This window comes from Shewanella yunxiaonensis (assembly GCF_018223345.1).
Lineage (GTDB): Bacteria > Pseudomonadota > Gammaproteobacteria > Enterobacterales > Shewanellaceae > Shewanella > Shewanella yunxiaonensis.
The window spans coordinates 2,200,980-2,215,098 of the sequence record NZ_CP073587.1; the positions used below are offsets into that span (position 1 = coordinate 2,200,980).

At 49.8% G+C, this 14,119-nt stretch carries 12 protein-coding genes; 6 read left to right on the forward strand and 6 right to left on the reverse strand.

Annotation, left to right across the window (positions count from 1 at the left end; all coding sequences use genetic code 11):
* Positions 1-36 precede the first annotated feature (36 nt).
* Positions 37-417 carry a diacylglycerol kinase gene (locus KDN34_RS10100; RefSeq protein ID WP_212593671.1) on the forward strand — a complete coding sequence of 127 codons (381 nt, stop codon included), beginning with the start codon at positions 37-39 and terminating at the stop codon, positions 415-417.
* A 15-nt stretch (positions 418-432) separates the two neighbouring features.
* Here KDN34_RS10100 and hdfR read toward each other — a convergent pair whose 3' ends face one another.
* Entirely contained in the window at positions 433-1,278 is an 846-nt protein-coding gene (gene hdfR, locus KDN34_RS10105) for an HTH-type transcriptional regulator HdfR (protein ID WP_212593672.1), read from the reverse strand.
* 109 nt (positions 1,279-1,387) lie between these two features.
* Here hdfR and KDN34_RS10110 point away from each other — a divergent pair, with 109 nt between their 5' ends.
* Positions 1,388-1,822, forward strand: coding sequence for a DUF413 domain-containing protein (locus tag KDN34_RS10110; RefSeq protein WP_228730309.1), 435 nt, complete (start codon positions 1,388-1,390; stop codon positions 1,820-1,822).
* 86 nt (positions 1,823-1,908) lie between these two features.
* On the opposite strand, the gene KDN34_RS10115 is transcribed toward KDN34_RS10110, so the two are convergent.
* A complete protein-coding gene (locus tag KDN34_RS10115; RefSeq protein ID WP_212596607.1) occupies positions 1,909-3,447 on the reverse strand; it encodes a M28 family metallopeptidase in 1,539 nt (512 codons plus the stop codon).
* 204 nt (positions 3,448-3,651) lie between these two features.
* On the opposite strand from KDN34_RS10115, the gene KDN34_RS10120 reads away from it, so the two are divergent.
* Positions 3,652-4,677: a GGDEF domain-containing protein gene (locus KDN34_RS10120; RefSeq protein ID WP_212593674.1), complete on the forward strand. Its 1,026-nt coding sequence runs from the start codon at positions 3,652-3,654 to the stop codon at positions 4,675-4,677.
* A gap of 73 nt (positions 4,678-4,750) precedes the next feature.
* Here KDN34_RS10120 and KDN34_RS10125 read toward each other — a convergent pair whose 3' ends face one another.
* The 4 genes from KDN34_RS10125 to pdsO form a co-directional block, all read right to left on the reverse strand.
* Positions 4,751-5,905 (reverse strand): 1-acyl-sn-glycerol-3-phosphate acyltransferase, encoded by a 1,155-nt coding sequence (locus KDN34_RS10125; protein ID WP_212593675.1) that lies wholly within the window; start codon positions 5,903-5,905, stop codon positions 4,751-4,753.
* A gap of 163 nt (positions 5,906-6,068) precedes the next feature.
* The gene (locus tag KDN34_RS10130) at positions 6,069-6,707 is read right to left on the reverse strand and encodes a class GN sortase (RefSeq protein ID WP_228730310.1); all 639 of its coding nucleotides are present in this window, start codon (positions 6,705-6,707) and stop codon (positions 6,069-6,071) included.
* Positions 6,707-8,920, reverse strand: a complete 2,214-nt coding sequence (locus KDN34_RS10135; protein WP_212593676.1) for a marine proteobacterial sortase target protein — start codon at positions 8,918-8,920, stop codon at positions 6,707-6,709. The genes KDN34_RS10130 and KDN34_RS10135 overlap by 1 nt, the downstream gene beginning before the upstream one ends.
* An 18-nt stretch (positions 8,921-8,938) precedes the next feature.
* The gene (gene pdsO / locus KDN34_RS10140; RefSeq protein ID WP_212593677.1) at positions 8,939-9,670 is read right to left on the reverse strand and encodes a sortase-associated OmpA-like protein PdsO; all 732 of its coding nucleotides are present in this window, start codon (positions 9,668-9,670) and stop codon (positions 8,939-8,941) included.
* Between the two features lie 207 nt (positions 9,671-9,877).
* On the opposite strand from pdsO, the gene pdsR reads away from it, so the two are divergent.
* The 3 genes from pdsR (at position 9,878) to KDN34_RS10155 (ending at position 14,042) form a co-directional block, all read left to right on the forward strand.
* The gene (gene pdsR / locus KDN34_RS10145; RefSeq protein WP_212593678.1) at positions 9,878-10,570 is read left to right on the forward strand and encodes a proteobacterial dedicated sortase system response regulator; all 693 of its coding nucleotides are present in this window, start codon (positions 9,878-9,880) and stop codon (positions 10,568-10,570) included.
* Positions 10,567-12,732, forward strand: a complete 2,166-nt coding sequence (pdsS, locus tag KDN34_RS10150) for a proteobacterial dedicated sortase system histidine kinase (RefSeq protein ID WP_228730311.1) — start codon at positions 10,567-10,569, stop codon at positions 12,730-12,732. The genes pdsR and pdsS overlap by 4 nt, the downstream gene beginning before the upstream one ends.
* A 131-nt stretch (positions 12,733-12,863) precedes the next feature.
* Complete coding sequence (locus tag KDN34_RS10155; protein ID WP_212593679.1) at positions 12,864-14,042, forward strand: cystathionine beta-lyase; 1,179 nt, start codon at positions 12,864-12,866, stop codon at positions 14,040-14,042.
* Positions 14,043-14,119 lie beyond the last annotated feature (77 nt).

Here is a 14,119-nt window from a genome sequence, read left to right on the forward strand (position 1 = left end):
AGCAAATTAACTTCATAACGGGCCAGCAGTTGCACCATGAAACCAGCCAATAACCACGGAATAAAGCGGATTTTCCGCGCTACCGGATTTTCCATGCAAGGGATTAAATCTGCCTGGATCCACGAAGCCGCATTTCGCCAGGAATCTATCCTTGCACTGCTCATGCTGCCATTTGCCATTTGGGTAGAAGTGCCCATCATGGAAAAGCTATGGCTGATCCTGACCGTATTTTTGGTATTGATTGTAGAACTGTTGAATTCGGCAATTGAAGCAGTCGTTGACCGTATTGGCGATGAATACCACCCATTGAGTGGTCAGGCCAAAGATATTGCGTCAGCGGCAGTGTTTCTCAGCTTGTGCCTGTGTGGTATCACCTGGCTAGTGATCTTATGGCCGCTATTGAAAGCAGCCATATAATCCATAAATAGCTATTCAGGCCTGAGTTTTTAAGTAGTTCACGGCCTGTAAGATCTGCGGTAACCGGTCATTACTGGTAAGGTAAGAGACATACACGCTACGACTGATGGTGCTGGTATGGGGCACTAAATATAACTGCCCCTTATCAAGATATGACTGAACCATTTTTTGCGGCAAAAATGCACAGCCACCATTATTTAACAGAAAATCCAAGGCAATTCGCGCTGAACCGGTATGCAATACCGGTAATGGCAGCTCCGCAAAATCTCGTGCATGTTGAATATTAAATGCCGTGCCCCAATCAACCTTGATGTACTGTTGCTGCAAGGTATCAGCCAGCGACATCACCGGCTCACAACTGACCAGTCCCAGCACAATTTCGCCTATCTGTAACAGTTCAAACTCTTCCAGCTTTGGCGGATCGAAGGAAATCGCGATATCCAGCGTGCGCTCCATCAATTGTCTGGTCATAGTAGACTGGTTCTGCACTTCAGTACGTAACGCAACGCCAGACAACCCCACGTGTAACCCTTGCAGATAATCCTGCAGATAGGCATCCCAGATATTCGGTGCCGCGCCAATCGCCAGTTGCACTGATTGGACCTGACTTAATGAAACATCCTGTTTAGCTCGTTCCCATGCCAATAAAACGGCCTCCGCATGTACCAACATACGCTCACCGGCCGGGGTTGGCTGAATGTTATTACGCTGCCGTTCAAACAGTTCTACGCCAAGAATGCTCTCTAACTGCTTGACACGAAAAGAAACTGCGCTGCGGGTTAAATAAAGATTTTCAGCAGCTTTACCAAAATGGCGGGTGTGGGAGACTTCAAGAAACGTCTTGAGCAGATCGGTGTCCATAAAAATTCTTTATCAAACAAGACAAATTTTTTTGATTTATAAATCAATCATACTAGCCAATACTCAGCTTGCAAATCTCTGGTACAGGTAATTTTGCAAGGATATGACGATGTTAACCACGACTTCTACACCATCTGGCGTGCCTCAAGATAATGTTGCCAGTTTTACTGCGACTCGCCGTTTTTATGATGATGCCAATTTTCCCAAAGGGTTTCACCGCTGCGGGGATTTTACTCAAAAAGAAGCCGAGTTGCTTGAGACTCACGGAGTTGCCCTGAAAGCTCTCGCGGAGGGAACGATGTTACCCCGTACGGCCGATGAACAACGCTTCGTTGATGTAATTAACGGTTCGCAGACCGCATCTGCTCCAATGGAAAAACTTTGGATAAAGTACCTTACCCTAGCGCAGGGTCGACCTTTTTATGCGGTGGTCGGCACAAATCTGGTACGCACAGCTGAGACGGAAGAGTATCTGGATACTTTAGATGTTGAAGCAGATGCCAGTGACGAGGATGAAGAACCGGAAGCTGAGGAAAAGGCCTAAGGGAAAAATGTCCGCATAGGCGTTCAAGCGCTGTAACAAAAGGAGGCAATCAGCCTCCTTTTTCTGCATCTCAATCTGCGCGTCAATTAACGCCCATCTTGTGCCCGACGCTTTTTAAAGTCGGACTCTTCCAGCCATTTTGGCCAATCACGATTATTGGCAAGCTTGTCCAGAATATCACTCATTAACGTCAGGTCCTGCGATACGCCACCGAGATCCCAATGAGGATCATAACGGTCAGCAGGCTGATGATACTTGTGCTTGATATAGTCCGGATCGGTATCGCCAAGACTGAGGAACAGCAATCCTGGCACCCCTTCTTTCGCTAACGCAAAATGGTCAGAGCGGAACATTAGCCCGTTTTGTGGACGGGGATCTGGCTTCACAACGCGTCCCTGAGCCTTGGCAGCATCGGAAAGGTATTTTTCTAACGCTGACACACCATCACCATACTGCAGCACATAGTTTGTCGGTTTACCCACATTCATGCCATCAATGTTTAGCAAAGCCACCAGCTGCTTAGTTGGTACAGGCGGGTGCTCGGCAAAATACTGAGCCCCCAACAGCCCATTTTCTTCGGCAGTAAAGTCTGCAAACAAAATTGACCGTTTAGGCGCATCCTTACCTTTCAAGCTCTTAAAATAACGCGCCAGTTGCAATACCCCCGCAACCCCAGAGGCGTTATCCACCGCGCCGTGATATATCGCTTCCTTACCATCAACCATCGCTTTACCAAGATGGTCCCAGTGAGCATGCATGACTAACCACTCATCAGGATGCTCAGTACCTGGTAGCAATCCGGCAACGTTATGAGAAGTCGCCAGCTCAATGCTGTTATTAATGGTCAAATTAGCGGTTAAATGCAGCGGAATCGCTTTAAAGCCTTTTTTGATAGCGGTGAGTTTTACCTGGTCGTAGTCTACCCCTGCGGCTTTAAATATCTGCTGTGCCACACTGTGCTGGATCCAGCCCATCACGCCCACGTGAGACAGGTTTTTGTTAGCGTCCACCAGCGTATATTTTTTATTGGTATTACTGCTTTCTACCACATTCCAGCCATAGGCTGCTGGTGCGGTTTCATGCACAATAAACACCGCCTTGGCGCCCTCGCGGGCAGCTTCTTCATACTTGTAAGTCCAGCGACCGTAATAGGTCATGGCATTACCTTTAAAGACCTTGGGATCCTGCGTGGCAAAACCAGGATCATTGACCAGCACAATGACCGTTTTGCCTTTAACATCGACACCGGCATAGTCGTTCCAACCATATTCCGGCGCATTAATACCGTAGCCAACGAACACGACATCACTGTTATCAAGCTTAACTTGCGGCACGACTTGTTCCGTACGGGCGGTAAAGTCGCTGCCGTTAGCAAAAGTCAGATCACCAACTTTAAGCTGCATATTCTGATCAGCAGTAATCTCAGCCATTGGTACATTCTGTACAAAACTGTTACCAAACGCAGGTTTCAAGCCGATATCACGGAAAGACTTTGCGAGATAATCTATCGTTAGCTTTTCGCCTTCGGACAGCGGGCCCCGGCCTTCAAATTTATCACTGGCCAGAGTCTTCACATCGTGGCGGTAAGCCGATTCATCAAATTGAAATGGCGCAGCATGAACCATGGGCAGGAACAACAAGCCCAACGCGGCTACCAGAGAGGAGGGTTTCACTACAACTTCCTTACTTCCGACAATATTATTGTTGAATTTTCATTGTAACAGCGAATATGCTCCCGACAATCGTAACGCCCGATAACTGAAAGCAAATTTGTAATAAGTTGTAGCTGACATGCTAAGATGGCGAGATAACAAACAGTGGTAAGTTGAATGACTCAATCTTTATTACAACAAGCGGCCCAATATCTTAAAAAAGCATTGCCACTTATGCTGAAATATCAGATACCGACAACGCCTACTAACTATGCGTTATGGTATACCTATGTTGGCGAGCAAAATTTGCAGCTCAACGCCCAGCTTGACGAAGTGGTTTCACAGTACCAGACCTGCCCGCCAACCACGGCAGAAGTGTTGTACCAACAGCATATTGGTGATCCCAAAGATCTGGATGTCAGTAACCTGCGGCAAAACATGGACGCGATGACCACAGAGTTAGCGCAGTCATTAAAAGATACCAGCGTCGACACTGATGCTTTCAGAAACAAACTGGAGGCAAACTTCGGTAAGTTAAGCTTACTGGAACAAGAAGCCATCAGTCTGGAACAGGTGATGGATATGGTGCGCGGATTGGTAAAAGAGTCTGACGACATCATCAACAGCACCGCCTACTTTACCCGGCAACTGGATAAAGCGCAGCAAGAGATTGAAGCATTACGTCAGCGGCTTTCTACGGCTGAACATGATGTCATGTACGATGCATTAACAGGATGTTTCAATCGTCGGGCTTTTAATCTGGATATCTCTGCACTGCTGCAGCAGTCTCCGGAAGGCACCTGCTTAATCCTCAGTGATATCGACCATTTTAAAGACTTTAACGATACTTATGGCCATGTATTGGGCGATCAAGTGCTACGTGCGGTTGCCAAACGTATGCAGGAAAATTGCCGTGATGGCATCAAACTTTACCGTTTTGGTGGTGAAGAATTTGCGGTATTAGTACCTAAAAGCCAGCTAAGGATTGCCAGACATCTTGCTGAATCGCTGCGGCGCTCATTGGAGAAAGTCACCGTACGTGATCGCAAACAGCACGCAAGTGTCGGTAACATCAGCGCCAGCTTTGGCGTCAGTGAATGGCAACCCAAGGATACGGTTGCGGGTTTTATTGAACGCACTGACCAATTTTTGTATGAAGCCAAGCGCTTAGGACGTAACCGAGTGATGCCTATTAACGGTTAGTTACGCCGCTAATCATGGCGTAACTCCCCCCCCGCCTACAAGCTTACTCCGGTGAGTTCTCGGATTGAACGGCTCAACCACATGGGGTTTTACCGACTTTATTCAGCACCGGATTGGCATACATCGCCAGAAAGATGGCACGTTGTTCCTCTGCAATAGATTGCAAGCGCTGCGTAAATTTTTCTGATTGTGCAGCTATATCCGTTACGGTGACATTCGCGACACTTTCATCAGCATTGCCGGTGTACTGACGATAAGCGAGCACATTACTGGGGAACAGGTGATAGTTCTGCCAGATCTGCCGGTCTATCTCTGCCGCAACCGCTTCAGCGTTAGCGTAATCAGCCGCAAGTGGCGCACCGAATGCCAAATGCACTCTGCCCTTAAAACCAGCGATGCCAGAGGCGATACTGGCGATATCTTCATGGACCTGCTTACGATATTCACCTGTTTGTTGCAAACTATACAACTCGCGGGTCTTAGCCACATCACACGGGTCCCATTCATAAGAAATGGCCACAGGCACAATGTTCAGTTCCCGGATATAATCCGCAAAATTCTGAGTCTTAGGACGGTTCAGTGACAACATCGAAATGATTGCGGCGTTAGTGCAATCATTTCCATCCTTGGCGCGCCCTTCTCGCTGTGCTAACCACACATGACTATGCTCTTGCTGCAACGAGTGCTGGATAAAGGCGGATAGCTGTTTTGAGGCTTTGAGTTTTTCCCGTGGGCTACTGGCGGAACGCTTAACAATAAAACTTTTGTTCACACGCATCAGATCGGTCACATAATCTTTTGTCAGCAGATTGTCACCAATCGCGATCCGTACTGTTTGCTGTCCATGGGCATAAAGTGCGATATTCACGAATGCGGGATCGAGTGCAATATCGCGGTGATTACTGATAAACAGGTACGACTTATCTGCGGCCAACTGTTCCAGACCGGATACGGTTAATGCAGTAACGGTAGTAGCCATCATCCGCTGCATATATGCCGCGACCACTTGCTGAACTTCAGCCACCGTTTTTAATCCACTTAATTGACGCTGCAGATGTCGACTAACCAGCCAATCTGTAGCCCATGGTGCCAACCGACTCAGTCGTGGGAAACGCCAACGCGCCAACGTTCGTCGGAGTTCATGACTTTGTAAAATTCGCGCCAGAACTGCAGATACTTCGTCATCATGGTAGGGACGAATATCATCAAAAGAGCCGTTGTCAGTCATTAACCGTATATTGCCTACTACTTGCACGCCGCATCGGCGCAGAAAATAAAACGGCAAAATACCCGAAACTTGCCGGATTGGCTACCACTCAAGGCACAATCCGACCAGTTGATCGAAAAACCACATTGGCAACAGTTTAATACCCATTGCCTTTGCGGATTGGTCAAGCCGATTGCTGCAATGGTGCAACTTCCTCCGCTTCTACCAAGAATCGGAGCGTTGCGCCCCCCGTCAACGCATTAAACGGATAACAGGTGACCAATGTCAGCAGCGATTCATCGCCACTTGTGAGCCATTGTGTCTGCGATTCATGCACGATACGAGTGGCACGAATGCGATAAAAGTGCACTTCACCATCCATGGTCTGTAAACGGATCATCTGCCCGCGACGCGCATAAGCCAACACCGCAAAATGGGTATCGCGATGTCCTGCAATAACCGTATTACCCGCCTCACCCGGTTTTGCTCTGCCCATCATCTGGGCTGGACCAAAGGCCAGATTACGGCCGCTGGCACCCGCAAGCACGTATAACGGAGGATTATCACCAATCCATAATTTTCCAACGGGATGAGTATCGGCCCAGAACCATGGCTTATGAGGGTGTTTATCCTGCAAACTTTTATTCCAGGCGTCCTCAATCAAATATTGGGCAAACATCGCTTTAGCCTGCATATATCCTCCTTTCACGACCATGGCCAATCCCGATAGCAACAGCAGTATCATCGCCAGACTGACGCACATCTGCTTAACCCCACCTGACCAGTCCAGCACAAACAGATGCCGATATGCGCTAGATGCCATCAGCAACACCTTGCCTGCCATAAGCGCTGTCGCCAGGCGCCACAGAATAAAGCACCAATCAGACATAGCAGCCCAAGCACCAACATTAAGCGACTATCGGTTGCTGTTTGCGGCATGTTGCCAGAGGCTTGCCATCCAACAGGAGCCATATTCGGAGCTTGTCCCTGCACATTATGCTGCGGCGCAGGGTTCACTGGCGTCACATCAACGGCGATCAGACTGGTATAATGACTGACCAGATGATATTTCAGCGCCAGCGCAGTCGCCTGTTGCGTGGTACGCTCGCGATTGTCACCGTTACGCATCATTTCCAGCGAGGCTATCTGTTGTCTCGCCCAGAGCAAATCCAGCCCGAGCGCAGCGATACTCGCCTTGAGTTGCACCTGTTGTTGCCACCGTTGCCCGTTCCGCATTCCGGAAACCAATAACGGTGGTTGGTCTTCACTCCGCTCACGTAAATTGACCATTAACGGTTCGCCCATGTACAGGTCCGGAATAGATGCGGGCCAATAGTCGGGTACGGTGCCATCGCTATAATGCAACTGCACATCCGTTAACACTGGTGCCGCAATTTTGCTAAGTAGTGAAATTGTCTTCTGCTCCACTTCCTGCATATTGCCGATATAGGTAAACGTCCCACGCCCTAACTCCGCTGCGCGATGCATAAAATGACTGTTGGGCGCACTGCCAATACCGACGGTAAACAAGCGACTCGCCCCAAGCCGATTACGGATCATCTCAAACAGCTCATCTTCATTGGCAACGGCACCATCGGTCATAAAGATCACTTGCCGTAATCGCTTATCTTTGGCGGTTTTAGAATTGTCCTCGTTGGTCAACGGTAATGCTTGTCGCAAGGCTTTGGCCATTTCGGTACCGCCATCGGCATCGAGACACCGAACAAACTGCTGCGCCCGACCAAGGTTAACTGCAGTAACCGGTAGTGCTTCTGGCGCCAATGGCTGTACGTCTGAGTTAAACGCGACAATATTGAAATTGTCCTGCGGCTTAAGACTTGATAAGGCAAAGAGCACGGCACTTTTCGCCTGCGCCAAGGCGGCCCCCCCCATTGAACCGGAAGTGTCGATAACCAATATCAGCTCACGTGGTTGCGCAGTGCTTGGTGACTGTGCCGGCGGCATCAACATTAACAGACTGTAACGACTTTTATCTGGCATCACTGAGTTACCCGCACGGGGAGTCAGAAGATGTGTCTGCCCCATCTGACTATACAACGCCGCGGTTGGCTCCGCCTCCGGTTGGGGTTGCCATTCCAGGACAAAATCCCGGTCTGGCAATATCTTCGTCAGGGAAATAACCACCTGACCGTTAGACTGCGATTGCTGCTGGATCTGATGACTGGATGAGCGGATGGCCGCTAACGGGACACCAGCATCGAGCGTCACTGCAATATCGGTTCGATTAACAGTCGCTTGTTCGCGTTGTAGTGCATCACTATCGACCATCGGGGATTGCAGGGATAATGCATCTGCTAGCTGAGCCTCGTTACGCAACATTGATAGCGGGACATAACGCGGTGTGATAGTCATAGGAAATCGTAAACTGAATTGACCGTCGCGATAGATCAGTGATTGCTGATAACTAAACGTGATCTCCAGCGATTCACCTGGCCCCAAGTTGGCCACATCAGTGGTAAACAGATTCGGACGTTGCTGACTCAGCAAACTGGCTCGTTTCCCTTCTGCCTTCGCTTGTTCATAGATTTGCCGTGCCTCTGTCCTGGGTTTGATCTGGCCTTCAATCCTCCGTTCACCAATCTTCATCTGCAAACTGTCCACTGCCGCATTCTCTGGTAACGGAAACAGGTAACGGCCGTTGAGCCATTGTTCGCTATGGTTAATATAATGCTGGGTGACGGTAACCCGATTTGTCAGTCCCGACACCTGCATGTTTATTTCAGTCTGCAAGTTTGGGGCAACGTCAGCATTGACACCTTGCCATTCCAAAGTGCCACTGCCTGGCCACAATGGGTTAGCCACCCTGTCATCGGGCATTTGCGTTGATGCAATGGCTGATACGGAGGTCAACAGATTAAACAACAACACGGCTAATAGCAGCAGACCACTGGTTTGCATCAGGCTGAACATCCAGTCAGGCAGAAGCGCCTGACCGTCGTCGCAACGTGATACATCCGCCGTTTCAACACGGCAAGGATGTATTCCGGCAAACGTCTCAAGGAAATCCTTTTTCATCCGTATCTCCTCAACTCGCTACTGATTATTGGCTGCCAACGCTGCATCAGGACTTTGCAGGCGCAAGGTCACCCGACGGTCAAAAAAGTCATTTTCTAGGCTTTCTTTTGGGTTCAAAGGGGCGCTGGCACCATAAGCGTTCGCGGTTAATCTTGCGCCATTCACCCCTTGCTGGATCAGAAACTCCCGTACTGCCTGCACTCGCTGTTCGGATAACTGTTGATTGAATTCCGCCGAACCACGACGGTCAGCATAACCGGACAGCTCCAGCGTCAGCTCTGGTGCAAGACTCATGGCAAACGCGATATCTTGTAACTGCTTCGCGAAATGAGGCTCAATCTCTGCAGTACCGGTACGAAACTGAACATTCATGCCTACCGTCAGTTCCTCCAGTTTCGATGCACGTGCTGCCTGTAAGGTCTTCAGTTGTCGCTGCGCTTCGGTGTATTGCGCTTGTAATTGCTCCAGTGACTGCTGTTTCTGATTAAGCACAGTGATTTGTTGAGCTTGTTCATCCAATGTTTGTTGCTGTGCTTTGAGGTGTTTGTCATCCCCAACGCTCTTCCCCACCAAGCTACCACTAAAGGCCCCGACAATGGCGCCGACTGGGCCGCCAACGACAGCGCCCAAAACCATACCACTACCAAAGCCAATGGCCGCCGGGGTCTGGTTGTCTTGCTGTTCCTGTGCCATCACAGGCATCGCCATCAGAGAAGAGATCACTAAAGCGGAGATAATGTGCTGTTTCATTTCACTGTTTCCTTGTTGTTAGTGTTAAGTCATCGTGCTTTCGATGGGGACATTAAACCTGGGTGAAATGGCGGACACAGGGAGTAAAAATGGCAGTTCGCCGATCAATTGTGGCAACAAAATGGCATTTGCCTGTGAGCACTTTTTTATCGGGCAAATTGTTGTATAGTCACGGCTAATGACTCATAACCCGAGATTTCAGCGCTCATGAAACGCATCGCTATCGTGGAGGATGAAGTTGCTATCCGCGAGAACTATAAGGACGTATTACAAAATCAGGGCTATAGCGTACAAGGTTATGCCAATCGCGCTGAAGCGATGCACGCATTCAATACCCGCCTGCCGGATCTGGCGATTATTGATATTGGGCTGGAACACGAAATAGATGGTGGTTTTACCCTATGTCAGGCATTACGGGCGATGTCTAATGCTTTGCCCATCATATTTCTCACTGCCCGGGACAGCGATTTCGATACGGTTTGCGGATTACGCCTTGGCGCTGATGATTATCTCAGCAAGGATGTCAGTTTTCCGCATTTGCTGGCACGCTTAGCCGCACTGTTTCGGCGCAGTGAATTAGCGGGCAGCGACCTTCAAAGCGAATCATTGATGGAACGCGGTCACTTGTCGATAGATGCTAACCGCATTCAGGTTTGCTGGAAGAATGCCCCAATTGAACTCACGGTGACTGAATTTTGGATGGTACACGCGCTGGCAAAGCATCCCGGCCATGTGCGCAGCCGGGGCGATCTGATGCAGGAAGCCAAAATTTATGTGGATGACAGTACGATCACGTCTCACGTTAAACGTATTCGCAAGAAGTTTCTGGCGCTCGATCCGGAATTCGACTGCATCGATACCGTCTACGGCATGGGCTATCGCTGGGATAGTCAAGCGTGAAGCTGCCGGTTTATCACCCGCCCATCGGTCTGCGCACCAAAACGCTGGTGTTGTCGTTATTTCTGTTAGGTTTGCCCTGGCTCAGTTATCAATACGTCTGGGAAATGGAAAAATACCTGCGTCATGGCCAGGAAAAAACGCTGGAAGGGACGACGCAAGCGTTAGCGACTGCACTACATGAACGCCCCAAGCTCTTTGACTCGCAGGCAAGCTTTCTAAAACAGGTAGAGAAAGGCCGCGACCTCTATGCTTATCCGCTACAAGGCCCGATCCAGCTGGATGGCAAACTGGACGACTGGGAACAATATCGCAGCAAATCGATGGAATACGGCGACGGTTACCGCTTGTTTCTGGCACAAAACAGCGACTCGAAACTGTCATTCCGCCATATGGTGGGCAAATACAGCGGTTACCTCTATGGCTTTTTTGAAGTCACCGATCCGCACGTTGTCTATCGTGGTCGTAACAGTCTGGCCGTTGATCGCAATGACTATCTGGATATTGCCACCCAGGCATCGGATGGCAGCTTTCACCGTTATGTGGTGGCCAATATGAAAGACGGCTGGCTCAGCAGTTATGAATTGCCCGCCGATGCCACCCTCACCTCACCGGTTGTCCCGGAAAACCGCATTCAGGGGCAGTGGCGTAAAACCGAACAGGGTTACAATATTGAACTGCGAATGCCACTAGAAATGGTGGGCAGTAAACTGGGATTTGCCATCCACGATGTGAATAACCGTAAGACCCGGCAACTGGAAGCCGTTGTCGGCACGTCTGCCACCGACAGTGTTGACCGACTCGGTACTGTGTTAGTACCGTCGCCAGAAATTGAAAGCATTATCAAAGGTATGAGCCATAATAGTTCACGTATATGGGTAGTGGATACCCATGGACGCGTGCTAGCGAAGTCGGGCGATATCCGCAACAGCAATGGCGTGTGGGGCGAAGTTGATGATGAACCGGAGACCTTCTGGAGTCGCCTGCAAAAGCAATATCTCAATCCTATCTACTACAAAATCCTGACCCGGCCCCCCAATGACTTTATCGATTCGCTACAGGATTCGACTGAACTGCAAGGCAGTCATATTCAGCAAGCGCTGGCAGGGAATCTGGCCTCGACTTGGCGCCTAACACCTGATAGCAAAGCGGTGGTGTTGTCAGCCGCGAGTCCGATCTGGATTGACAACAAAGTCATGGGCGCAGTGGTGGCAGAAGAAACCACCCATGGCATTCGCACTCTGCGTAACCGTGCCTTGGAGAAGCTGTTCAATATCATCCTGATTGTGATGACTGTTGGTACTCTTGCGTTGTTCTTTTTTGCGTCAAGTATCTCCAGCCGGATCCGTAAGCTCAGGGATCAAGCTGAAAAAGCCATTGATAGTCAGGGACGAGTACGAGACACCATTCCGCCTTCAGCAGTTCGCGATGAAATTGGCGATCTATCACGCAGCTTCGCCAACATAGTGTCTCGGCTAGGACAATATACCCACTATCTGGAAAATATGTCATCGCGGCTATCGCACGAGCTGCGCACGCCGGTGGCGGTAGTCCGTAGCTCGTTGGAACATCTCAGTTTGCAACCCATTGACGGCGAGGCGATGAAATATGTTGACCGGGCTCAGGAAGGCGTAAAAAGGCTATCGTTGATCCTCGCCAATATGAGTGAAGCCACCCGCCTCGAGGAATCGCTTAACAACAGCGAAGCTGATCAGTTTCCGCTAACCAAAGTCGTCAGCGGCTGCGTTGCCGGGTATCAGATGACTTACCCGCAAAAGCGCTTTACCTTGAAACAACCGGATGAGCCATTAATGATGCTGGGTGTGCCGGAATACATCGCGCAATTGCTGGATAAACTCATCAGCAATGCGCTGGAATTTCATACGCCGGATTCACCGATTAATCTGGTACTCCAGATACAGGCGAAACAGGCGATCCTCACCGTTGAAAATAAAGGGCCATTACTGCCTGAGAATATGAGCGAGCAGATCTTCGAATCGATGGTTTCAGTGCGTCCCGCAGGTAATCAAGAAAAGCCGCATTTGGGGCTGGGACTTTATATCGCCAGGCTAATCGCCGCGTTTCATGGTGGCAGCATCAAAGCCGCGAATCTGGGTGATGGCTCCGGCGTCATGTTCACCTTAACCTTGCCACTTCCCGGCTAACATGAACAACTCTCAGGCTGGCAGGAGTTCCCCACAGCCATTTCAGTGTTAAGATGCCTGTTCACCCTGAAGCCAACGTTCAGGGAACACAGGTCTTACATTCAGAACATCAGCAGTACAAGAGCCTAATAATGAAAAGAGCTACCAAAATAGTTTCCCTAGGAAGGGACAAAAAATGGACTAAAGGCGTAGTCAATCCGCCGGTCGTTCGCGCTTCCACCGTTTTATTTGACAGCCTTGAACACATGGCCAAAGCTGGCGCTGGCCGCAGTAAAGGCGAACTGTATTATGGTCGTCGCGGCACCGATACCCATTTTGCACTCCAAGCCGCTATCGCCGAATTAGAAGGTGGCGCAGGTACTGCACTCTATCCTTCTGGCGCGGCGGCTATCTCGGGCGCACTTTTATCTTTTCTAAAAAGTGGTGACCACCTGTTAATGGTTGACAGTGTATATGAACCTACCCGCGCACTTTGTGACAATCTGCTCGCGGGTCTGGGAATCGAGACCACGTATTATGATCCCATGATAGGTGCCGGGATTGCTGAGCTTATTCGTCACAGTACCAAAGTGCTGTACCTAGAGTCCCCCGGTTCGCTCACGATGGAAGTGCAGGACGTACCGACATTATGCAAAATTGCACATGAGCATGGACTTGTCACCATGCTGGACAACACCTGGTCATCTCCCATTAATTGCCGTCCGTTTGAATTAGGGGTCGATATCTCCATTCAGGCTGCCACCAAATATATTGTGGGCCACTCAGATGTGATGATGGGTACCGCCACTGCCAGCGAACAGTATTGGGAACAGTTGCGCGAAAACAGCTATCTGCTCGGCCAATGTGTATCTGCCGACGATGCCTATCTCGCACTGCGTGGATTACGCACCCTTGGGGTACGTATGGCGCAACAAGAGAAAAACGCACTTGAGATCGCCCATTGGTTAGAAACTCGTCCTGAGATTGATCACATTCGTCATCCGGCATTTCCGTCATGTCCGGGGCATGAATTCTTTCAGCGCGACTATCTCGGCAGTAACGGGCTGTTTTCGTTTCTACTGAAATCAGGCAACCGTAAAGCAATGCAGGCGTTTGTCGAAGGCATGGAGCACTTCAAGATGGGCTTTTCTTGGGGCGGTTATGAAAGCCTGATCCTGGCGGAATTTGGTGTTGAAAAAATCCGCACGGCTACCCGATGGGACAGCAGCAAACCGATGTTCCGGGTACATATTGGTCTGGAAGACCCAGAGGATCTTATTGCAGATCTGGAAGCCGCCTTCGAGCGTTACCATGCGGCACTTGGCGCATAACCGATTCCGTCATAGGAAGCTGATTAATGGGTGGCTCCTTGCCACCCTTTTTGTAGGTCATTGGCAACTCGTAGCGG